Genomic DNA, 22,100 nt, shown 5'->3' with positions numbered 1-22,100 from the left:
TAACTAAAGCCGTATAAAAATAAAAATGCTCCTGCAAGAGGAGCATTTTAGTTGAAAAATTTGTTGGGTTAATTCTTTATTTCTGGCGGATACTTTTCAAGTATTTCAGAAACAATTTCGTTGATCCTTTCCTGTTTCTTATCTACTTTTTCAGCTAGTGCAGCGGTTCCCATTCCCTGCCATACTAATTCTTTTCCTTCAGCATCTATTAGATCTATATACAGCGTGCCTTCGCTGGTGCGGTTTACCGTATTAAAGCCTGAACCCCAATACCACGGGTGCCAACCCCAGCCGTATCCCCAGCCCATCATATTGTTCTGGTAGATATTAATATTTTCATTGGTTTTCGTGAAAATGCTTACTAAAAGATCTGGATCCTCAGATTTTGTAAAACCTTTACGTTGCATTTCTGTTTCTATAGCTCTAAGGATTCGTTTTTTATCTAGATCTGATATTTCAGCTTTATCTATTCCGGGTTTAAAAAACGCGTAACTTTCATATTGGTTAAAGTTAACTTCCCTGTCGTAATCTGAAGCAACTCTTACGCTGCTGCAAGACGTTACCAGGATAGCTAGTAGTAAGAGAACCGGTGTAATTTTTAAGACTTTCATAAAATATTATTTTAGGTGTTAGTGTCAAAAAGAGCCGGATCTACCAGGTTTGGGATAGTTACTTTTAGTTTTGGTTCCATTTGCATAGCCCTTTTTGCAGCGAAAACCGCTTCTTTGTTTCGGGCCCAGCTTCGGCGGGCAATTCCATTATTAACATCCCAGAAAAGCATAGATTTTAAACGCTCCTCCGATGCTTTATTTCCTTCAAGAATCATACCAAATCCGCCGTTAATTACCTCTCCCCAGCCAACTCCACCGCCGTTATGAATGCTAACCCAGGTGGCGCCTCTAAAGCTATCTCCAATTACATTTTGTATCGCCATATCAGCCGTAAATTGTGAACCATCGTAAATATTTGAAGTTTCCCGGTAAGGGGAGTCTGTGCCGGAAACATCGTGATGATCACGCCCTAAAATAACCGTTCCTATTTCACCATTTCCAATGGCATCATTAAAGGCTTTGGCAATTTTCATTCGGCCTTCGGCATCAGCATAGAGAATCCTGGCTTTAGATCCTACTACCAGTTTATTTTCCCTTGCGCCCTTTATCCACTGAATATTATCAGCCATTTGCTGCTGAATTTCCTCCGGGGAATTCTTTTTGAGTTCTTCTAAAACCTGAGTCGCGATCTTATCGGTTTTGTCAAGATCGTCTTCTTTTCCCGAAGCGCAAACCCACCTAAAAGGCCCAAAACCATAATCAAAACACATAGGTCCCATAATATCCTGCACATAACTTGGATATTTGAAATTTTTGCCGTTTTCAGCAAGAATATCGGCTCCGGCCCTTGAAGCCTCTAATAAGAAAGCGTTTCCATAATCGAAGAAATAGGTGCCTTTAGCGGTATGTTTATTAATTGCCGCGGTTTGTCTTTTTAAACTTTCCTGTACTTTTTTCTTGAATTTTTCAGGTTCCTCAGCCATCATCGTATTGGCTTCTTCTAAACTCAAGCCTACCGGGTAATAACCGCCGGCCCAGGGATTGTGTAAAGAAGTCTGGTCACTTCCCAAATCGATATAAATATTCTCTTTTTCAAAATATTCCCAAACATCTACAATATTTCCCTGGAAAGCGATAGAAACTATCTCCTTTTTAGCTTTGGCTTCCTGCACTCTTTTAGCAAGTTTCTCTAGATCAGAAATTACTTCGTCTACCCAGCCCTGGCTATGGCGCGTTTCGGTTGCTTTGGGATTTACCTCTGCACAAACGGTAATGCAGCCTGCAATATTCCCGGCTTTAGGTTGCGCGCCGCTCATTCCTCCAAGACCGGAAGTCACGAATAATTTACCTTCCAGACCTTCTCCAGATTTTGATATTTTTCTTCCAGCGTTTAAAACTGTGATCGTGGTACCATGAACAATTCCTTGCGGACCAATGTACATATAACTTCCAGCCGTCATTTGACCATATTGAGTTACACCAAGGGCATTAAATTTTTCCCAGTCATCGGGTTTCGAATAATTTGGGATCATCATTCCGTTAGTAACTACTACTCTTGGGGCATTTTCATGGGAAGGAAATACGCCCATAGGATGGCCAGAATACATTACCAAAGTCTGGTCGTTTTCCATTTCGGCTAAATATTGCATAGTGAGCAGGTATTGTGCCCAGTTTTGAAAAACTGCCCCGTTGCCACCGTAAGTAATCAATTCATCGGGATGCTGTGCTACTTTAGGATCCAGGTTGTTTTGAATCATTAGCATGATTCCTTTTGCTTGCGTGCTATTTCCAGGATATTCTTCAATATTGCGGGCATACATATCATAGTCTGGCTTCAGGCGATACATATAAATTCTTCCGTATTTCTCTAATTCCTCCTTAAATTCAGGTAGCAATTCCTGGTGATGTTTTTCTTCAAAATAACGCAGGGCATTTTGAAGTGCTAATTGTTTTTCTTCGGCGTTTAGAATAGCCTTTCGTTTAGGAGCGTGATTTACCGAAGTATCGTATTCTTTTTTAGGTGGAAGTTCACTGGGAATTCCCTGTAGTATTTTCGCTTTAAAGTCCATTGATTTTCTGTTTGCAATAGGTTTCAATAATAGGAAGAAATGTTAAATTAAAGAGTTTTAAATTTCATTTTCTATAAATTTAGCGCTCTTTTAAAGAAATAAATTATGAAATCTATTATAATTCTTCTCGCGCTTGTTTGTCTAATTTCCTGTAAAGATCAGGAGAAAACAGCAGAAAGTAATTCGTTAGAAAGTTCTACGGAAGAAATAAGTACTAAGCCAGGCAATGCTCATAATTCTCGAAATTCTTTGGATTGGGACGGGGTCTATGAAGGGGTGTTGCCTTGCGAAGATTGCGAAGGAATTGAAACCAGTATCAGGTTAAAGAAAAATTTAGATTATGTGCTCTCGCAACATTATTTGGGAAGAACAGAAGCTGAAGAAAACAATCTTAACGAAACCGGTAAATTTGAGTGGAATAAGCAGGGGAATACCATTAGTTTAGGAGAACAGCAAAAGCTTTATTTTCAGGTAAGTGAAAATTATCTGTTACAGGTTTTTAAGGACGAATCTAAAGTTATGGGCGATTCTGCTATAAAATATAGGCTTACTAAAACCAATAATTTATGATTGTTTGCCGGTTTTTTTATCATAACCATAAGGGCAATGCCGGCAACCGCTCTCACAGCAGTAACCACGTTTTAAGTGATATTGCTCGGTAAAACAACGATAACCTTCGGGAGTGGTGTAGTAATCTCCTTCTTCTAACGGAATTCTTTTTTTGAAAAAACTCATAGAGCAAAAATACAATTTCTTAACTTCCACACGTGATTCTAATCGTTAACAAATATCTCCTGGGGAAATCTTTTAAAGGGGTGAGTTTATGGCCTTTTGTGATTTTAAAAAGCCCGGAACTTAAGAAAGATGAAACTTTTATTAATCACGAAAAGATTCATCTTAGACAACAAATAGAATTGCTTATTCTCCCATTTTATATCTGGTATTTATTGGAGTATCTGCTGCGCTTAGTTCAGTATAAAGACCGTTTTTTAGCTTACAAAAATATTAGTTTTGAGCGGGAAGCCTACACCCAGGAAATGAAAGAGAATTATGTAAAGGAACGTAAATTCTGGGCATTTTTGCAATTTATATAGGTGGTTAATCTCAGAATTAAGACCTTTGTGCTATGCCTAATCCTTTAAATTTTTATGCTGAAATTTCTTCGGAAAATCAATTTATAGCCGAATTTTCTAATGAAATTTCTCTTCACTTAAAGCGGGAAGATTTACTGCATCCAGAAGTTTCCGGGAATAAATTTAGGAAGCTTAAATACAATATTCTTGAAGCTCAAAAACACAAAAAGAAGACCTTGTTAACTCTTGGCGGTGCTTATTCTAACCATATTGCTGCAACTGCAGCGGCTGGAAAACTTTCGGGTTTAAAAACTATAGGGATTATTAGGGGAGAAGAATTAGGAGAAAATCTCGAGAAAACTTTGGCTCAAAACAGAACTTTAAATTTTGCTCATTCCTGCGGAATGCATTTCCGCTTTGTTTCCAGAAAAGACTATCGGCAAAAAGAAACATTGGAGTTTCAGCAGAGACTTAATGAAGAATTCGATGAATTTTATTTAGTTCCAGAAGGCGGCACTAACCAATTAGCGATAAAAGGTTGTGAAGAAATTTTAAGCGAGAAAGATAAAGAATTTGACTTTATATCCGCTTCGGTAGGAACAGGAGGAACACTTTCGGGCTTGATAAATGCCTCTGCCAAAAATCAGAAAATACTTGGTTTTCCGGCTTTAAAAGGGGATTTTCTTTCCGAAGAAATTAAAAATTACGCATTTAAGAATAATTGGGAATTAATACTAAAGTATCATTTTGGCGGTTATGCTAAGGTAGATTCGCAATTGATAAATTTTATTAATAAATTCAAAGAAAAATATCAAATTCAGTTAGATCCGGTATATACGGGAAAATTAGTTTTTGGTATTTTTGACCTTATAAAAACCGGATATTTTCCTTCCGGAAGTAAGATCCTGGCAATACATACAGGAGGTTTACAGGGAATCCCGGGAATGAACAGCGTTTTAACAAAGAAAAATTTGCCCTTAATAAATTACTAAGATGAAATTTAACCGGTTTTTTATTTTGATATTCTGCGCATTATTTGCGGTTTCCTGCGGAAGCAAGAAAAAAGTGATCACCACTAAAAAGGATTCAGATAGAGAAGGCGTGATTACTGAATCTTCGGGAAATAGAGAGATTGAAGGAGTGAAACCTCTAGAAGGGACACCAAAATTACCACCGGTAAATCCAAGGCTTTATACTGTAGAAGATTATATCAGGGATTTTGCCGCAGTGGCCATGGAAGAAATGCGACTTTATAATATACCTGCAAGTGTTACCCTGGCACAGGGAATATTAGAATCTGGCGGGGGAAAGGGTGATCTTACTATGCGAGCCAATAATCACTTTGGAATAAAATGTCACGACTGGCAGGGAGCTCGGGTTTATCACGATGATGATGCCCGTGGTGAGTGTTTTAGAAAATATAAAGATGCTCGTTATTCATACAGAGACCATTCACTTTTCCTAACCGAAAGAAAACGTTATGCCGAACTTTTTGATCTTGATAAAGATGATTATAAAGGATGGGCAAGAGGTTTAAGAAAAGCAGGTTATGCTACAGACAGGCGTTACCCAGATAAATTAATTGGTTTAATAGAAAGGTACAAGCTTTATCAATTTGATGCAGATGTACTTAAAAGACCATCTCCTAGTTACACTTACACTCCCGAAGAGCCGGAATCGGTTACTTATAGGGTTAAAAAAGGAGATACCTTATATGCTATTGCCAAAAAACACAACACAACTGTAGAAGATTTACAGCGATTTAATAATTTAAGAGATACCAATATAGCAGTTGGGCAAACTTTGGTAATAATCTCTCCAGAATAAAAAAATATGATCTATAAGAGAAGTAGCGAATTGTTCGCTTCGGCACAAAAAGTAATTCCTGGCGGAGTGAATTCCCCGGTAAGAGCATTTAAAGCAGTGGGAGGTGATCCCATTTTTATAAAGAAAGCCGAAGGACCTTATTTATATGATGAAGACGGAAATAAATTAATAGACTATATAAATTCGTGGGGGCCGTTAATTTTAGGTCACGCCCATAAACCGGTAATTGATGCGGTAATTGATATCGCAAAAAAAGGGACATCGTTTGGAACTCCTACCGAAATTGAAACCAAAATCGCTGAATTGGCGATAAAAATGGTACCGAATATCGATAAGATAAGAATGGTAAATTCTGGTACCGAAGCAACGATGAGTGCAGTAAGGCTAGCCCGCGGATTTACCGGGAAAGAAAAGATCATAAAATTTGCCGGGTGTTATCACGGGCATAGCGATTCTTTTCTAATCCAGGCCGGTAGTGGTGCGGTTACTTTTGGTACACCAAACAGTCCCGGGGTTACACAGGGAACCGCAAAAGATACCTTGCTTGCTAAATACAACGATCTTGATAATGTAAAGGAGCTGGTAGAAGCGAATAAGGATGAGATTTCCTGTATTATTCTTGAGCCTGTCGCCGGAAATATGGGATGTATCCCGCCTGCTAAAGGTTTCCTGGAGGGATTAAGAAAGATCTGTGATGAAACAGGGATTCTACTTGTTTTTGATGAGGTAATGACCGGATTTAGACTTGCGCCGGGAGGAGTGCAGGAAAGAATGGGAGTGAATGCCGATATTACTTGCTTCGGAAAAGTGATTGGTGGTGGCCTGCCGGTTGGAGCTTTTGCAGCCAGGAATGAAATTATGGATTACCTGGCGCCGGTTGGGCCGGTTTATCAGGCCGGAACCCTGAGTGGAAATCCGCTGGCGATGGCTGCAGGTTTGGCCATGCTTACTGAACTGGATAGCAAAAGAGAGATTTTTGAAAGCATAGATAAAAAGACTGCATACCTTCACGAAGGAATGGAAAAAGTGCTGACTCAAAACAATATTGATTTCACTATAAATAGAGTAGGCTCTATGATCTCGGTTCACTTTGGAAAAGAACCCGTAACCGATTTCGCTTCCGCGGCAACTTCTGCAAATCTTGGAACGTTCAATAAATTCTTCCACGGAATGCTGGAAAATGGAATTTATATCGCACCAAGCGCCTATGAAACTTGGTTTATAAGCGATGCGCTTTCTTATGATGATTTAGATAAGACCATTGAAACTGTAGATAAAGTTTCTAAGACATTGTAATGCAAATTATAAACCTCACAAGTTTTCAGGACTTGTGAGGTTATTTTCGTCATTGGGAGAAGGCGATAGCCCACATGGCAATCTATATATTTTGTGATTTTACTTTGCTTAGGAATTCATTCCAAGCAATTCTTCCACATAATTCCGGGAGTTAGATAGTCTGGGGATTTTATGTTGTCCGCCAAGTTTATCATTTTTCTTAAGCCAGTCGTAAAAAAGCTTCTCTCTTGCCTGGTGAATTTTCGGCATATTTAGCGTCATATTATTATAACGTTTGGCTTCATAATCACTATTTACCTGTTGTAAAGCCAAATCGAGTTCATACCTGAATTTCTCAAAATCCTTCGGCGGATTTTTAAATTCTATAATCCATTCGTGCGCGCCTTTTTCTTTTCCTTCCATAAAAATAGGTGCTGCGGTATAATCCACAATTTCACAATTAGTTACCAGGGAAGTCTTTTTTAAAGCTTCTTCAGCATTTTCAATAATTAATTCTTCTCCAAATGCGTTTATGTGATGTTTTGTTCTCCCGGTAACTTTTATACGGTAAGGACTCGTAGAGGTAAACTTAACGGTGTCGCCTATTTTATAGCGCCAAAGTCCAGCGTTTGTGGTAATTACCACCGCATAATTTTTCCCGGTTTCAACTTCAGCCAGGGGAATTGCTTTTTCTTGTTCACTTCCGTAGCTATCCATAGGAATAAACTCGTAGTAAATTCCGTAATCCAGCATTAGTAAAAGTTCTTTGGAATCATTTTGATCCTGGCAGGCGAAAAATCCTTCCGAAGCATTATAGATCTCGTAAAACCTGAAATCTTCTTTGGGTAAAATCTTTTGATATTGCGGCGCGTAAGGATCAAAACTTACCCCGCCGTGAAAATAAACTTCCAGGTTTGGCCATACCTCAAACAGGTTTTCTTTTCCGCTGGTTTCTAAAATATTATTGAGGAGAACAAGCATCCAACTGGGAACACCGGCCAGGCTGGTTACATTTTCTTTAATAGTTTCGTTGACGATCGCCTGCATTTTTACTTCCCAATCGTTCATTAGGGAAACCTCGTTGCTTGGCGTGCTACTAAACTCTGCCCAAAAAGGCATGTTCGCAATTAAGATCGCTGAAAGATCACCGTAAGCAGTGCCGTTATTTTTATAAATTTCCTTACTTCCGCCCAGTCTTAAGCTCTTTCCGGTAAAAAGTTGTGATTGCGGATTATTATTCAAATACATGCATAACAGGTCTTTCCCTGCATTATAGTGGCAATCCTCAAGGGAGTCTTCACTTACCGGGATAAATTTACTTTTTGCACTGGTGGTTCCGCTAGATTTTGCAAACCATTTTATAGGCGTTGGCCAAAAAATATTGGTTTCTCCCTGCCGGCTGCGTTCAATACAAGCTTCGTAATCCTCATATTTTTGAATAGGAACCCTGCTCGAAAACTGACTGTGATTTTTAATTTCTGAAAAATTATATTTCTTGCCAATTTCAGTGTTTTTAGCTTTGGAAAGCAAGTTTCTAAGCAACTCATGCTGAACCTCGTGAGGATACTTTATAAACAACTCCATTTGGTGAATTCGCTTTTTGAGGAACCAGGAGGCCACGGAGTTTACTAATGGAATTGGCATTATTCTTTATATCTTTATACGCTGACAATGCTTCAGCTGGTTGGCTGGATAAAAATAATTTAAACTTCGAAGCTTGCAAATCAACTTCGGTTAAAAATAGAGAAAAAAAGATGAGATACGAAGGAGTGTTTAGGAAAATGAGAACCGAGATCACCGATAAAGTTCAGTATTATATGATTTTTGAGGATGATTTTATAAATATGAATCAAATTCTCGGTAAAAAAATAAGCCTTAATTTTCTTCGTTTTCAATGTTTGAACTGCGGACTACAAAAGAAAATATTCCGCCAGGGTTATTGTTACGATTGTTTTACTTCTATTCCTCAAGCCGGAGATTGGATTATGAAACCAGAACTAAGTAAAGCTCACTTAGATGAAGAAGATCGCGACCTTGATTTTGAAAAACAAGCACAATTACAGCCACACGTAGTTTATTTGGCGAATTCCAGTAATGTAAAAGTTGGGGTAACCCGAAAAACACAAATTCCTACACGGTGGATAGACCAGGGAGCGCACGAAGCTATTGAAATAGTTGAGGTGCCTAACCGGTATTTAGCAGGAATAACGGAAGTTGCACTAAAAGATCACGTTTCAGATAAAACCAATTGGCGAAAAATGTTGACCAACGAGGTTTTGGATCTTAATCTAGCAGATGAAAGAGATAAGCTTAAAGAGTTTATTCCCGACGAAGCGAAAGAATATTACCTGGGCGATAGAAAAGAATTAGAAATAGAATTCCCTGTTTTGGAGTTTCCGAAGAAAATAAAAACCCTTAACCTTGGTAAAAACCCATTCTACGAAGGAGTTTTAAAAGGAATTAAAGGCCAGTATTTAATTTTTGAAGATGGCACTGTTTTCAACGTTCGTGCTCACGAAGGTTTTGTAGTAGAATTGGGAGTGAAATAGAATTATTTAGAATTTTATACTTCATTACGATCCCGATTTTTATCGGGAGAAGTAATCTATACGTCGGTTAGCTTTAATTTACAGATTGCCGCGTTGATTATAGTCTCCTCGCAATTGCGAGAAATTATAAACCCTAACAGTTTCCAGTATTTTTTTTGGAAACTGTTAGGGTTTTATTTTAGTTGCTGGTAGTATCTTTTTTCTTCTTACTTTTTCCCAAAATACCTCCTAAAATATCTTTGGCTGCATCTTTAACTTGCTCTTCCTGGCTTCTATGTTTTTCTTCGGTTTTAGGAGTTTGGGTTTGCGTAGAATCCTGAGAAGTGATGGTATCATTTTGTGGTTTTTGATTTCCACCGGTTTGCTTATTAATGATATCTCTAATTGCATCCTGCCCACGTTCTTTAAGCTTGTCTTTTTGCTTTGCAACTATTCTTTGAGTAAGATTAGTTACCGCTTGCTGCATATTTACATTCACCTGCGGATTTTGGAAAGTACCCTGCAAACCTATTGGCAATGCCACCGTCATATTTTGCAGTTCGTCACCGCTTAATTGGCTTAGCGCACTGCCTACCTGGCTACCTAACATTTTAGCTGGCACATCTAAATTTAAAGTGTAATCCATATTCATGTCAAATCCGTGGCTACCGGAAACCTGAACATCTACCCCTTTTACATTAAAGTTAAAGGGTTCAATTTGTACCATTCCATTTTTAAAGGTTAAGCGAGTTTTTAGTTTATCAAGATCAATATCGTTTAAGTCTATAAAATTCAATTGCTGGTCAAGACTTGAAAGTAATGGTAGTTTCTCCGGGTCTATATCTGCAGTCAGAATTTCTGCTAGCGCGTTACCGGCAAGAGTTGATAATTGCGGTGTGAGATCTTCGTTTAGATTTCCTGTTAACTGAAGATTGGTTTGTAATTTACCTTCTAGTGCTTTAGCTACCGGTGCTAATGCCTGCAACATTTCTAAACTGGTAAAAGATTCGGCTATTTTTAGAGAATTCAGTGCCAAATCCATCTCAAAAGTTGGAGTGCTTCCTTTAGTAGAAACATTTCCTGCCAGATTGATATTTCCGCCAAAGATATCGGTAGTGATATTTTGTAGAGTGGCTGTTTCATCCTTTAAAATAATAGTTCCTTTGGCATTTTTAAGCTCCAGGTTATCATAGATTACGGTGTTTACATTAAAAGCTAGTTCAGTATCTAAAAATGAAGGTATTTTAACCGCCTCGCTTGTACTTGGTGTAGAACTTTGGCTTGTGGTTTCTCCAGTTCCGGTTTCAGCGATCATAAAATCATTGATAGCAAAGACATTAGAGTCTACATTGAAACTTCCCTTTAGTTTTTGATCAGTAAACAAAAAACCTATCAGGTTTTCAATATTTCCCGAAGCCGTAATATCGGTTTGCCCGGTAGTAAGTTTTAATTCAGGTACACGAACATTACCCTGATTGAAATTCAATCTCGCATTAGCGATCTTTACCTCGTTAGGAATTTCTGGAGATTTATAACTGAAGTTCTTAATACTCGCTGTACCGTTACTTTTCACATTTTGATATTGTTCTTTTTCAATAGAATTCATATCAAATTGTGTAGTAACATCGGCAGTTAAAATTCCGTTTAGATCCTGTTCAAGATCTAACGGATAAGCCTGGTCCAGGTTTGCTAAGTTTAAAGTTCCCTGCAGCGCCATATCAACTAGCATATTTCCCATTAGGTTTTTTATGCTTCCGTTGGTGGCAAATTTATCCTGGTCTATTCTAAAGGTTACATTGTCAAAAGTGAGGTAAGTATCCTCTAGTATCCCGGTTTCGTTTAATATCTGGAGGTCTATGTTGATGTCCTGAACACTTTTTGGTAGATCTGGATATTTAAAGGAAGCATTATCAGAACTCACTTTAATATCCATTTTAGGAATGTAAGGCTCGTCTACAATTCCCTGTATTTTCCCGTTAACAACGAAATCTCCGCTAGTTTCTACATTTTCAATGTTTTTTGCATAGGTCGCAGGAATTACCGCTAGAAAGTTTTTGAAGTCTGAAGAAGGCGTTTGGAAACTTAAATCTATCTCGTTATTATCTTCATTTACCTGCACAAATCCTTCAAAAGTTAAGGGCAACTGATTGATCATTGCTTCGTTCTCAAGGAAGGTATAGCGCATATTTTCCAAATCCATCTGGATCACGGCATCAAGAGAAACCTTGTTTCTGTTCAGATAGTTGGTACCATCATAATCTAGAGAAACTAGCGCATTAGATTTGGTGTCCAGTTCGCTTTCTGCTAAAGAAAAATCTCCGGTTCCTTCGTGATGAAGCTCTTCTACATCTAACAATAATTTTTGTCCTTCATCCAGATATTTCACCCGGGAATTATTGATCTCGTAATGTTTTAAATCGAAACTGAATCCGGTTGAAGCCGAATCTTTAGCTGTCGCAGTGGTATCTTCAATTGCGATATCGTAATTGGCATTGTCAAGAGAGTCTACCTTAATATTAAGATAAGTATTGCTAACTTTTATATTGTCTAAAATTTTTGGCTCATCGGCTCCTTTAAACAATTCTTTAATAGACATTTCCAGTTGAGCTTCCTCCCCAATGGCGAGTGTGTCGCCTTTAAAAGGTTCATTATTGATCACGCTAAAATTCTCAATTACCACCGTAGCTTGTGGAAAACTTCTAAAAAAGCTAAGGCTTATATCGCTAAATTCAACTTGCGCATCTACACTCTCATTGGCGGTTTTTCGCACATAATCCTTTATTTGTGATTCAAATAAAAATGGTGCGGCAACCAGTATTACTACAATTACCAGCAATACAATTCCAATTATTTTTAATGCTTTTTTCATTTCTTAAAAATTTTTATTCCAATTTTAGATTAAACACAAGCTTTAAATTTCATCCTGTGTATTACTAATTTTTGGGTCCAGCAGCATGCTGGTTTCATTTTTATTCTATTTATTCATATTCAAGTTCTTCGCCCTGCTTCAGATTAAATCGCTTTCTAAAAGCAAAAACCGAAGCGTAGAGCAGGGGCGTATCTAAGGCGGCAACGATTACTTTAAACAAAAATCCGCTAAGTAAAAGTCCGCCAAATAAGTCCCATTCAATTTTATTAAAACTACAGAGCAAAAACAAGACCGAAAACGTATCTACAAACTGCGAGAGAAAGGTAGAAAAGTTATTCCGTAGCCATAAATGTTTTCCTTTGGTCAATCTTTTCCAAAAATGGAATAATTGAATATCTATATACTGCGCCAATAAATAGGCAACCATAGAGGCGAAAACTGCAATGGTGGTGGCACCAAAAACCCTGGTAAATAATTCGTCACCAATTGGCGACCATTCAGTAGCCGGTACTGCATCTGCGGTGTAAATTATCAACAAAGAAAAGAACGATGCAAAAATCCCAGTAGTTACTACCTGGTTGGCTTTTTTCTTACCGTAGATCTCGCTTATAATATCGGTGATCAAAAAAGTAACCGGATACGGTAAAATTCCCACAGAAATTTCAAACGTATAGAGTCCAAAAAAATCCCAGCTAAAGAATTTCTGAAATATTAGGTTCGAAACCACCAGGGAGGCGATAAAAAGCCCGGCCAATATTAAATATACGCGCTGTGCCGCGAGTTTGTCTTTCAGTAAAAGTTTAGCCAAATTTATTTTTTAAGTCTTCCTACAAAATTAGGGGTATGTGATTTTGTTTTACTTAATTTGCTGTGAAATTTACAGGATAAGCTTTAATAATTTTCTTCAGTTAGTTTGAATTCCCCAAAAATAGTACATATAGCCCTGGGAAGCAATGTGGGTAACCGCTTTGAGCTTCTGCAAAATGCATTGCATAAAATATACTTAGAAATTGGCGAGGTGCAACAGGTATCGCAGGTTTACGAAACACCGGCCTGGGGTTTTGAGGGTAATGCTTTTTTAAATGCCTGTATTGCCGTTTCTACGAGATTTTCTGCGGAAGAAATTCTTCGGAAATTATTAAAGATCGAAGCTGATGCCGGGCGAGTACGCTCTGATGCTAAAAATTACCAAAACCGAAGCCTTGATCTGGATATTCTTCTTTTTGAAGATGAAGTTTTAGAAACCTCAGATTTGATAGTGCCGCATCCTGCAATGCAAAATCGAAAATTCGTGTTGTTACCGTTGGCCGATATCGCCGCTAAGGAAAATCATCCCGTTTTTAAAGTTTCTATTGAAAAATTGCTGAAGCAGGTGGAAGATAATTCCGAGATAAAAGCAATTCTTGAAAAGTTGGAAATTCCTAAGAAAGCATTCAATTTAAATAAACTGAATTATATCGCGGTTGAAGGAAATATTGGAGCCGGGAAAACGAGCTTTTCAACGATGGTTTCCGAAGATTTTAACGCGAAACTTATTTTAGAAAGGTTTAAAGACAACCCGTTTTTACCAAAATTCTATGAGAACAAAGAGCGATATGCTTTTCCGTTAGAAATGTCTTTTTTGGCCGATCGCTACCAACAGTTATCAGACGATCTTGCGCAATATGATCTTTTTAAAGATTTTGTGATCTCAGACTACGATGTTTTTAAGTCGCTTATTTTTGCTAAAATCACGCTACACGAAGATGAATATGCCTTATATCACAAGCTTTTTCATTTAATGTACAAGGAATTGGTAAAGCCAGATCTTTACATTTATCTCTACCAAAATACAGATCGATTGCTGGAAAATATCAAGGCTCGCGGTCGTGATTACGAGCAAAATATTCAGCCCGATTATTTAGTGGAAATCAATAAAAGTTACCTGAATTTTATAAAGACCCAAACCAATATGAAGGTGCAGATTATAGATATTTCAGGTAAAGACTTTGTGAATAATCGCGCCGATTATCTTTCAATTCTGGAAGAGATCAAAGCCTGATAATTTCCTAGAAGTAGGAAGTGTCTTTAGTGACTCATATAAGATTGCTCTCTGTTATTTTGAGAAATTTTAGAAAACAAATCCCAGAGCACAACTCCTACACTAACCGCAATATTTAGCGAATGTTTACTTCCCAATTGTGGGATTTCAATAATCCCATCACTCGCCGAAACCACTTCTTGCTGTACGCCTTTTACCTCGTTACCAAAAACCACGGCGATTTTTTCACCGGGCTGGGCTTTAAAATCATTTAGCATCACCGAGCCTTCGGCCTGTTCAATTGAAAAAACTTTTGTTTTCTCTTGTTGAAGCTTTTCCACCAACTCTAGCGTATTCTCTACATATTCCCAGGCTACGGTTTCGGTTGCGCCTAAAGCGGTTTTCTGTATATCTTTATGAGGTGGTTGTGCGGTAATGCCGCAGAGATAGATTTTTTCAATTAGAAAAGCATCGGCACTACGAAAAACCGAACCAATATTATTTAGGCTTCTAATATTGTCTAAAATCACAATAATAGGTGTCTTCTCAGCTTCCTTAAATTCTTGAATTGATTTTCGATCAAGTTCGCTGTTTTTTAATTTTCGGTTTTCCATAACGGCAAAATTAATAAGAATACGAGGAAATCAATTAATTTATGTTAAAAAAGACTGGTGTTGATTAGTAGAGATTTTTAATTCGAATATTTCGTAATCGCAGGTTTCATAGGTTATTTACATTTTAGTTTTATATTAGTAAATGATAAAATATTCCTCTAATATGATACATAAAATTACTTCCCTGTTACTTTTTTTCTTCCTGTCTTTTACTCTTACAGCCCAGGATATTAATAAAGAAGATACCCGTTTACTTTCCACACCCGCGATGAGTGATTCTCAAATCGCTTTTATTTATGCCGAAGATCTTTGGGTGGTAAATAAAGATGGCTCTTCACCAAAACGACTCACGGTAGATGATGGTATTGAGTCTAATCCAGTTTTCTCTCCAGATGGAAGCCTTATAGCTTTTAACGCGGAATATGATGGCAATACCGATGTGTATGTGGTTTCTGCAAATGGTGGCGTGCCGGAGCGTCTTAGTTGGCATCCCGGAAGCGACTGGGTTCGTGGTTTTACACCAGATGGTTCTGCAGTTCTTTTCATTTCTCAGCGAAATGTTTTTACCAGGCGATTTGCAGAGCTCTTTGAGGTTTCAGTAAATGGTGGCCAGGTTAAGCAATTGGAAATTCCAAATGCATTTTGGGCAGATTATTCAGATGATGGAAAATATATCGCTTACACGCCGCTTTACGAAGCTTTTAATCAGTGGAAGTATTATCGTGGTGGTATGGCCTCCCGAATCTGGATCTACGACACCAATGACCACTCTGTAACCGAGATTCCAAAACCGAAAAGCGGAAGTAACGACGCCAGACCTCAATGGCTGGGAGATAAGGTTTATTTCAGGAGTGATAGAAATGGAGAATTCAATTTATACAGTTATGATATGAATTCCCAGGAGGTTTCTCAACATACCAATTTTAAAGATTTTCCGGTTTTAGATCTTTCCGCAGGAAAAGAGGAAATAATTTTTGAGCAGGCCGGGTATTTGCATACCTATAATCCAGAAAGTGATACTACCGAAAAAATCGAGGTAGGGATCGCAACAGACCTTCTTGAACTGCGCCCACGTTTTGTAAAGGGAGATGAATATATTCGTAGCGCTTCTGTTTCGCCCACCGGTGCAAGGGTGGTAATGGATTTTAGAGGAGAAATTGTTACAGTGCCCGCTGAAAAAGGAGATGTGGTTAATATAACTGAAACTCCAGGAGTACATGAACAAGATCCTGTTTGGTCTCCAAATGGAAAATTCATAGCCTATTTTAGCGATGAGAGTGGGGAATATGCCCTTCATGTGCACGATCAAAGTGAACAAAAAGAGGCCAGGAAATTTAAACTTGAAGGTGCAGGTTTTTATGCTTATCCAAAGTGGTCTCCAGATAGTAAGAAAATAAGTTTTGTAGATAATGGGCGTAATCTATATGTGTTAAACATAGATTCTGGAAAAGTGACCAAAGTTTCCCAGGACAAAAGATATATCCCGGGAGTTTTTAGAGATCTTTTTGGTAGCTGGTCTCACGATTCTAATTGGATTAGTTATACCATAGTAACAGGCACCAGTTTTGAACAAGCCTATGTGTATTCGCTTTCAGAGGATAAATCCTATGCAATTTCCGATGGCTTTTCCAGCGTTTCAAGTCCGGTTTTTGATCCCAGCGGAAAATATCTATATATGCTAGCTTCTACAGATGCCGGGCCGGTGGTGAATTGGTTTGATCAGTCTAATCAGGATATGGAAATGAGCAGTTCGATTTATCTTGTCACTTTACAGAAGGATGTAGAATCTCCATTTGCCAGAGAAAATGATGTTGAAAAGATAGAGAAAGCTGAAAAAGAAGAAGAAAAAAAGAAAAAGGCTGAAGAAGAGGATAAAGAAGTGAAAGTTCCCGACCTAAAAATAGATTTCGAGGGAATAGAAAACAGGATAGTAGATGTGCCGCTTCCGGCCGGTAAATATGCGAACCTAAGTTCGCCAAAGGAAGGAACACTCTATTATTTAGCTTATCCTCCTCACGAGCAGAATAAAGGAACGCTAAATTTATATGATCTTAAAGAAAGAGAGAATAAGGAGATAATGCCCGCTACTTCTTACGAGCTCTCAGCCAATGGAAAAAAGATTCTTTATAAGGCAGAAGAAAAATGGGGTGTCGCTGAAGTTGATAAAATTGAAGAAAAGCGAACGCTTAATACCGGCGAGATTCAGGTTAAAATTGACCCGGTAGCCGAGTGGCCAAATATCTTTGATGAGGCCTGGCGGGTTAACCGGGACTACTTTTATGATCCCGGAATGCACGGCGTAGACTGGGATAAAATGAAAGAGAAATACGAACCTTTTATAGGAGATGTTACTTCCCGAAGCGATCTATACCGCGTAATGGAATGGATGTTTAGCGAACTTGGAGTGGGGCATCACCGTTTCTCGAGTAGAGGTGACAGGCTTCATTCTAAAGAATCTGTAAAAGGTGGTCTCCTGGGAGCAGATTTCAGCATAGAAAATGACAGGTATTGGTTTGAAAAAATCTATGGCGGACTCAATTGGAATCCTAATTTGCGTTCTCCACTAACCGAACCGGGAGTAGATGTGAATGAAGGCGATTATCTTTTAGCAGTAGATGGCGAAGAGCTAAAGGCCAGTGATAATATATATAAGTTTTTTGAAAATACGGCGGGGAAAATAGTGATGCTTACCGTGGGTCCTAATCCTAATATGAAGAATTCAAGAAAAATCAAAGTAACTCCGGTTGAAAATGAAATTGCTTTAAGAAACCGCGATTGGATAGAAGGCAATATTCAAAAAGTGCACGAAGCTACCGATGGCAAGGTTGCCTATGTTTATGTGCCAAATACTGCCACGGAAGGACATGAGTACTTTAAACGCTACTTCTTTCCGCAGGCGAACAAGCAGGCGATTATTGTAGATGAACGTTTTAATGGTGGTGGGCAGTTGGCAGATTATGTTATAGATATACTTAAAAAACCTGAGCAGGCGCACTGGAGATTTCGCTATGGAAAGGATCTCAAATCGCCAAGTGCTTCTATTCAGGGACCAAAAGTGATGATTACCGATGAAACTGCCGGTTCGGGGGGAGATTACCTGCCGTGGATGTTTAGAAAATTTGATTTGGGTACTATCGTCGGGAAAACTACCTGGGGCGGCCTGGTAGGCGTTTTGGGTTATCCTGAATTTATAGATGGCGGCTCTGTTACTGCGCCAAATGTTGCTTTTTATACGGAAGAAGGCTTTAGTGTAGAAAACGAAGGAGTGGCACCCGATGTTGAGGTGGAACAATGGCCGGAAGAAGTTATAGAAGGGAGAGATCCTCAACTGGAAAAAGCCATTGAGATTGTGCTGAAACAGCTGGAGGAAAACCCGCCGAAAGAAGTGCCTTCCCCGGTATATCCTGATAAAACAGATAACTAATATTCTTGCGAATAATCTAAAATTTAGAAAGCGGGAATTTGGAATACCAGGTTTCTGTCTAAAAGTCTTATGAAAATGAATAAACTCACTTATTTCTTATTGCTGGCGATTACCCTGTCATCTTGTAAGAATAAAGAAAGCAAAGTATACGACCTTGTTATTCTTAATGCTCGAATTATAAATGTAGAGAATGAAAGTGTAAGCGAAGGCCAATCAATTTTTATTTCTGGCGGGGAAATTGTGGAGGTTCGGAAAGGCGTTGATAAAGAGCAATTTACTGCCGATCGCCTCATTGATGCCAATGGGAAATTTGTGATGCCTGGACTTTGGGATAATCACGTTCATTTTCGAGGTGGTGATACTTTGGTAGAAGAAAACAAAGATCTATTGCCACTTTTTCTAGCCTACGGAATTACCACTGTACGCGATGCCGGTGGCGATATCACTCCGAATGTTTTGAAATGGAAAGATCAAATTGAAAAAGGCGAGTTAGATGGTCCCAGAATTTTTAGTTCGGGCCCCAAACTGGATGGCGATAAACCGGCCTGGCCAGGTTCAATTAAAGTTACTAGCAAAGCTGAAATTGTTGCTGCCCTGGATTCGCTGGAAGGCCTTGAGGTAGATTACGTAAAAACTTATGACGGAAATCTTTCCGCAGAAGATTATTACAGCATTATCGAAGAAGCTGAAAAACGTGGCTTAAAAGTCACCGGGCATATGCCTATGAGTGCCGATTTTTTGAAAGCGATTTCACTGGGTCTTGATGGGGCCGAGCATATGTATTATCCGCTAAAAGCCTGTTCTCCCGCAGGCGATAGCCTTACCAAGCTCAACTTGGGCTATGGAATGATAGAACCTTTAATAGATACTTACGATCCAGAACTTGCAGCAGAAGTTTTTACTAAAATGAGTGAAGAAAATGTGTATGTAACACCCACACTTTATATAGGTAAAACCCTTTCTGAAATTTTAGAAGTAGATCACCAGCAGGATTTATTGTTAAACTATATTGGCTCCGGAATTCAGCAAACTTATCAGGGCAGGATAGAAGGAGCAAAACGGGCAAAAGCTTCCGGCAGTAAGATGCGTGAGAAAATGGAGGAAATAAGTGCCCGAATGATCGAGCCAATGCAAAATGCAGGAGTTAGCCTTTTAGCAGGTTCAGATTGCGGAGCATTTAATTCTTATGTTTATCCCGGCGAATCTTTGCACTGGGAACTAAATGCCCTTTCTAAAGCAGGCTTAAGCAACGCCCAGACCATAAGAACCTCTATAATTAATGGTCCCGAATTTCTTGATCTGGGCAATGAATACGGAAGCATCGCTTCAGGAAAAGTGGCCGATATTTTAATTTTAGATAAAAATCCGCTGGAAAATATAGATAATTTGAAAAAGATAAATACTGTGATCAAGAGCGGGAGAGTCTATGATAGGAAAAGCCTAAATACTATGTTAGAAAACTTGCGCTAGTATTTCCTAATAAATTTTCAGTTTTTCATCCGTAACTTGCAAAGAAAAACTCCTCCTTGCCAAGACCCAAAAAATCATTAGAAGCCAATAAAGTTTCATTTAAGGGAAGTTTCGAATCCCTAAGATTTGTACCGCGATTTTTTAAAGAAATCAGAAAGGTGAATCCCATGCTGTTTTACGCTAATTTATTGGCGAGAACGGTAAATGCTGTGTTGCCAGTAATTATCCTGGTAGTAGGAAAGTTGATTATTGATGAGGTAGTTTTACAAATTTCTGCTGAAACCAAAGATCTGGAAAGACTCTGGTGGCTTGTGGGTGCTGAATTCGGACTCGCGATCTTATCAGATCTAATGAGCAGGGCCATTAGTTTGACCGATGGTTTGTTGGGCGATCAATATAGTATAGATACTTCGGTTCGCATCATCAAAAAAACTTCAGAATTAAACCTGGATCAGCTGGAAGACGCCGAATTCTATGATAAACTAGAACGTGCCCGCCAGCAAACTACGGGTAGGGTAGGGCTAATGTCTAATATTCTTACTCAGGCTGAAGATCTTGTAGTAATTTTCACCCTTCTAGCCGGAGTTGTTGCTTTTGAGCCCTGGCTTATTATTTTACTGGTTGTTTCGGTAGTGCCCACAATAATTAATGAAATTAAATTTAGCGGCACCAGTTATTCTTTAGCTCGAAGCTGGACGCAGGAACGTCGCGAACTGGATTATTTACGATATGCCGGTGCCAGCGATGTTACGGCGAAAGAGGTTAAACTATTTGGGCTTTCAAATTACCTGGCAGACCGTTTTAAGAACCTTTCTGACACTTATTATTTAATGAGTAAAAAGCTGGCAAAACAGCGTGCCGGCTGGGGTTCGCTTTTTAATGTGATTGGGACGGGAGCGTATTATGGTGCTTATCTTTTAATCGTTTATAGAACTGTAGCAGGAATTTTTAGTCTGGGCGATCTTACGTTCCTTTCCGGGTCATTTAACCGTTTGCGATCTAAATTACAGGGTTTCTTTACTCGTTTTACTGCCATTACCGAAAGCGCGCTTTATCTCCAGGATTATTTTGAATTCCTGGATCTTAAATATTCCGAGAATTCAGAAAAAGAAAAATTGGCGCTTCCGAAGAAAATTAAAAAAGGATTTGAGTTTAAAAATGTAGGTTTTAAATATCCTAAATCTGAAGCCTGGGTGGTTCGCAATATCAATTTCGAATTAAAAGCAGGAGAAAAACTAGCTTTTGTAGGTGAAAATGGCGCCGGGAAAACCACGCTTATCAAATTACTGCTTCGGTTTTATGAACCTACGGAAGGGGAAATATTACTGGATGATATTCCGGTAAAAGAATATGATCAAACTCATTATCAGCAATACTTCGGAGTGATTTTTCAGGATTTTGTGAAATTTGAACTTACCCTCAGGGAGAATATCGCGATGGGTGAAATTGAAGAAATTAAAAACCAGAAAAGAATAGACAGTGCTGCCGAGAAAAGTTTGGCAAATGAAGTGGTTTCCGGTTTGCCGCGAGGTTATGATCAGCAACTGGGAAAACGTTTTAAGCAGGGAAAAGATCTTTCGGGAGGACAATGGCAAAAAATTGCGATTGCACGTGCTTACATGAAAGATGCTGAGGTCTTGATTTTAGATGAACCAACTTCAGCCTTAGATGCACGCGCCGAAACCGAAGCTTTTGACCGATTTATCAAATTAACCGAAGGTAAAACTGCGGTAATTATTTCCCATCGCTTTAGCACGGTTAGAATTGCCGATAGAATTATGGTTTTAAAAAACGGGGCTGTATTGGAAATCGGAACCCATAATGAGCTGATGAAAAACGATAAGCTGTATGCCGAATTGTTTAACTTACAGGCGCAGGGATACCAGTAAAAGACTTCACTTACTATAGAAGATAAAAAAACATGAATATTGAATTAATACGCCTTTTACTCGATTTCGGTTTAGTGGTCTTAATTTGGGTAGTACAACTGGTGATTTATCCCAGCTTGTGTTACTATAAAAATGAAGATTTGGGGAAATGGCATAAAATCTATACCGGGCGTATAGGCGTGATCGTAGGCCCCTTAATGATCACGCAATTACTCGTAGCCTCCTGGCAATTATGGAAACAACCAAATTTTTATACCTGGGGCAGCATACTTATCATCGCTATTATCTGGGCGATGACTTTTCTAGTTTTTGTGCCTTTGCATAATTCTATTTCTCCTAACCAGTCTTGCGAAAAAATAACCCGCACTTTAGAAGTAAAAAATTGGTGGCGAACTTTCTTGTGGTCACTTTTGTTTCTTGGTAGTCTAATTCTTAAAATTTTGGATTATAATTTTTAAGCAAACTGCCTAATCCGTATTTTAGCAAACCTA

The 22,100-nt window shown here is 38.6% G+C and carries 18 protein-coding genes; 11 read left to right on the top strand and 7 right to left on the bottom strand.

The window, feature by feature from the left end; genetic code table 11:
• Positions 1-68: 68 nt before the first annotated feature.
• Complete coding sequence (locus APB85_RS02785) at positions 69-611, bottom strand: DUF4136 domain-containing protein (protein ID WP_057480621.1); 543 nt, start codon at positions 609-611, stop codon at positions 69-71.
• A gap of 11 nt (positions 612-622) precedes the next feature.
• Positions 623-2,620, bottom strand: a complete 1,998-nt coding sequence (locus tag APB85_RS02780; protein WP_057480667.1) for a urocanate hydratase — start codon at positions 2,618-2,620, stop codon at positions 623-625.
• 105 nt (positions 2,621-2,725) lie between these two features.
• On the opposite strand from APB85_RS02780, the gene APB85_RS02775 reads away from it, so the two are divergent.
• Complete coding sequence (locus tag APB85_RS02775; RefSeq protein ID WP_057480620.1) at positions 2,726-3,190, top strand: copper resistance protein NlpE; 465 nt, start codon at positions 2,726-2,728, stop codon at positions 3,188-3,190.
• Here the strand turns inward: APB85_RS02775 and APB85_RS17255 are convergent.
• The gene (locus APB85_RS17255; RefSeq protein ID WP_157823650.1) at positions 3,185-3,355 is read right to left on the bottom strand and encodes a DUF5522 domain-containing protein; all 171 of its coding nucleotides are present in this window, start codon (positions 3,353-3,355) and stop codon (positions 3,185-3,187) included. The genes APB85_RS02775 and APB85_RS17255 overlap by 6 nt on opposite strands.
• Before the next feature lie 32 nt (positions 3,356-3,387).
• Between APB85_RS17255 and APB85_RS02770 the strand changes: the two genes are divergently transcribed.
• Genes APB85_RS02770 through hemL form a run of 4 tightly spaced genes read left to right on the top strand, consistent with a single transcriptional unit; the run spans position 3,388 to position 6,816 of the window.
• Positions 3,388-3,714, top strand: a complete 327-nt coding sequence (locus APB85_RS02770) for a hypothetical protein (RefSeq protein ID WP_057480619.1) — start codon at positions 3,388-3,390, stop codon at positions 3,712-3,714.
• 32 nt (positions 3,715-3,746) lie between these two features.
• Positions 3,747-4,685: a 1-aminocyclopropane-1-carboxylate deaminase/D-cysteine desulfhydrase gene (locus APB85_RS02765; RefSeq protein ID WP_057480618.1), complete on the top strand. Its 939-nt coding sequence runs from the start codon at positions 3,747-3,749 to the stop codon at positions 4,683-4,685.
• A 1-nt stretch (position 4,686) separates the two neighbouring features.
• Positions 4,687-5,520 (top strand): glucosaminidase domain-containing protein, encoded by an 834-nt coding sequence (locus APB85_RS02760; protein WP_057480617.1) that lies wholly within the window; start codon positions 4,687-4,689, stop codon positions 5,518-5,520.
• Positions 5,521-5,526: 6 nt separating this feature from the next.
• Complete coding sequence (gene hemL / locus APB85_RS02755; RefSeq protein ID WP_057480616.1) at positions 5,527-6,816, top strand: glutamate-1-semialdehyde 2,1-aminomutase; 1,290 nt, start codon at positions 5,527-5,529, stop codon at positions 6,814-6,816.
• Positions 6,817-6,924: 108 nt separating this feature from the next.
• Here the strand turns inward: hemL and APB85_RS02750 are convergent, their stop codons facing one another.
• Positions 6,925-8,439 (bottom strand): GH3 auxin-responsive promoter family protein, encoded by a 1,515-nt coding sequence (locus APB85_RS02750; RefSeq protein WP_057480615.1) that lies wholly within the window; start codon positions 8,437-8,439, stop codon positions 6,925-6,927.
• 110 nt (positions 8,440-8,549) lie between these two features.
• Here APB85_RS02750 and APB85_RS02745 point away from each other — a divergent pair, with 110 nt between their 5' ends.
• Positions 8,550-9,344, top strand: a complete 795-nt coding sequence (locus APB85_RS02745) for a DUF2797 domain-containing protein (RefSeq protein WP_057480614.1) — start codon at positions 8,550-8,552, stop codon at positions 9,342-9,344.
• 178 nt (positions 9,345-9,522) lie between these two features.
• Here the strand turns inward: APB85_RS02745 and APB85_RS02740 are convergent, their stop codons facing one another.
• Positions 9,523-12,192 carry an AsmA-like C-terminal region-containing protein gene (locus APB85_RS02740; RefSeq protein WP_057480613.1) on the bottom strand — a complete coding sequence of 890 codons (2,670 nt, stop codon included), beginning with the start codon at positions 12,190-12,192 and terminating at the stop codon, positions 9,523-9,525.
• Between the two features lie 109 nt (positions 12,193-12,301).
• The gene (locus APB85_RS02735) at positions 12,302-13,000 is read right to left on the bottom strand and encodes a queuosine precursor transporter (RefSeq protein ID WP_057480612.1); all 699 of its coding nucleotides are present in this window, start codon (positions 12,998-13,000) and stop codon (positions 12,302-12,304) included.
• A 105-nt stretch (positions 13,001-13,105) separates the two neighbouring features.
• Here APB85_RS02735 and folK point away from each other — a divergent pair, with 105 nt between their 5' ends.
• Positions 13,106-14,233 (top strand): 2-amino-4-hydroxy-6-hydroxymethyldihydropteridine diphosphokinase, encoded by a 1,128-nt coding sequence (gene folK, locus APB85_RS02730; protein ID WP_057480611.1) that lies wholly within the window; start codon positions 13,106-13,108, stop codon positions 14,231-14,233.
• A gap of 26 nt (positions 14,234-14,259) precedes the next feature.
• Here the strand turns inward: folK and APB85_RS02725 are convergent, their stop codons facing one another.
• On the bottom strand, positions 14,260-14,826 hold the full coding sequence (locus APB85_RS02725) for an RNA methyltransferase (protein ID WP_057480610.1): 567 nt from the start codon (positions 14,824-14,826) through the stop codon (positions 14,260-14,262).
• Positions 14,827-14,989: 163 nt separating this feature from the next.
• Between APB85_RS02725 and APB85_RS02720 the strand changes: the two genes are divergently transcribed.
• The 4 genes from APB85_RS02720 to APB85_RS02705 all read left to right on the top strand — a co-directional run bounded on the left by APB85_RS02720 (position 14,990) and on the right by APB85_RS02705 (position 22,067).
• On the top strand, positions 14,990-18,250 hold the full coding sequence (locus APB85_RS02720) for a S41 family peptidase (protein WP_057480666.1): 3,261 nt from the start codon (positions 14,990-14,992) through the stop codon (positions 18,248-18,250).
• Between the two features lie 75 nt (positions 18,251-18,325).
• Positions 18,326-19,720, top strand: coding sequence for an amidohydrolase family protein (locus tag APB85_RS02715; RefSeq protein ID WP_201780889.1), 1,395 nt, complete (start codon positions 18,326-18,328; stop codon positions 19,718-19,720).
• A 56-nt stretch (positions 19,721-19,776) separates the two neighbouring features.
• Positions 19,777-21,609: an ABC transporter ATP-binding protein gene (locus APB85_RS02710; protein ID WP_057480608.1), complete on the top strand. Its 1,833-nt coding sequence runs from the start codon at positions 19,777-19,779 to the stop codon at positions 21,607-21,609.
• Between the two features lie 32 nt (positions 21,610-21,641).
• The gene (locus APB85_RS02705) at positions 21,642-22,067 is read left to right on the top strand and encodes a hypothetical protein (RefSeq protein ID WP_057480607.1); all 426 of its coding nucleotides are present in this window, start codon (positions 21,642-21,644) and stop codon (positions 22,065-22,067) included.
• Positions 22,068-22,100 lie beyond the last annotated feature (33 nt).

Origin of the sequence: Salegentibacter mishustinae (assembly GCF_002900095.1) — a bacterium.
In the GTDB taxonomy this organism is placed as follows: domain Bacteria; phylum Bacteroidota; class Bacteroidia; order Flavobacteriales; family Flavobacteriaceae; genus Salegentibacter; species Salegentibacter mishustinae.
This window is presented reverse-complemented; position numbering and strand designations above follow the sequence as displayed.

Excerpts from the sequence above, each read along its gene's own strand:
- APB85_RS02785 (WP_057480621.1), bottom strand. The coding sequence starts at position 611 with ATGAAAGTCTTAAAAATTACACCGGTTCTCTTACTACTAGCTATCCTG.
- APB85_RS02780 (WP_057480667.1), bottom strand. The coding sequence starts at position 2,620 with ATGGACTTTAAAGCGAAAATACTACAGGGAATTCCCAGTGAACTTCCA.
- APB85_RS02775 (WP_057480620.1), top strand. The coding sequence starts at position 2,726 with ATGAAATCTATTATAATTCTTCTCGCGCTTGTTTGTCTAATTTCCTGT.
- APB85_RS17255 (WP_157823650.1), bottom strand. The coding sequence starts at position 3,355 with ATGAGTTTTTTCAAAAAAAGAATTCCGTTAGAAGAAGGAGATTACTAC.
- APB85_RS02765 (WP_057480618.1), top strand. The coding sequence starts at position 3,747 with ATGCCTAATCCTTTAAATTTTTATGCTGAAATTTCTTCGGAAAATCAA.
- APB85_RS02760 (WP_057480617.1), top strand. The coding sequence starts at position 4,687 with ATGAAATTTAACCGGTTTTTTATTTTGATATTCTGCGCATTATTTGCG.
- hemL (WP_057480616.1), top strand. The coding sequence starts at position 5,527 with ATGATCTATAAGAGAAGTAGCGAATTGTTCGCTTCGGCACAAAAAGTA.
- APB85_RS02750 (WP_057480615.1), bottom strand. The coding sequence starts at position 8,439 with ATGCCAATTCCATTAGTAAACTCCGTGGCCTCCTGGTTCCTCAAAAAG.
- APB85_RS02745 (WP_057480614.1), top strand. The coding sequence starts at position 8,550 with ATGAGATACGAAGGAGTGTTTAGGAAAATGAGAACCGAGATCACCGAT.
- APB85_RS02740 (WP_057480613.1), bottom strand. The coding sequence starts at position 12,192 with ATGAAAAAAGCATTAAAAATAATTGGAATTGTATTGCTGGTAATTGTA.
- APB85_RS02725 (WP_057480610.1), bottom strand. The coding sequence starts at position 14,826 with ATGGAAAACCGAAAATTAAAAAACAGCGAACTTGATCGAAAATCAATT.
- APB85_RS02720 (WP_057480666.1), top strand. The coding sequence starts at position 14,990 with ATGATACATAAAATTACTTCCCTGTTACTTTTTTTCTTCCTGTCTTTT.
- APB85_RS02715 (WP_201780889.1), top strand. The coding sequence starts at position 18,326 with ATGAATAAACTCACTTATTTCTTATTGCTGGCGATTACCCTGTCATCT.
- APB85_RS02705 (WP_057480607.1), top strand. The coding sequence starts at position 21,642 with ATGAATATTGAATTAATACGCCTTTTACTCGATTTCGGTTTAGTGGTC.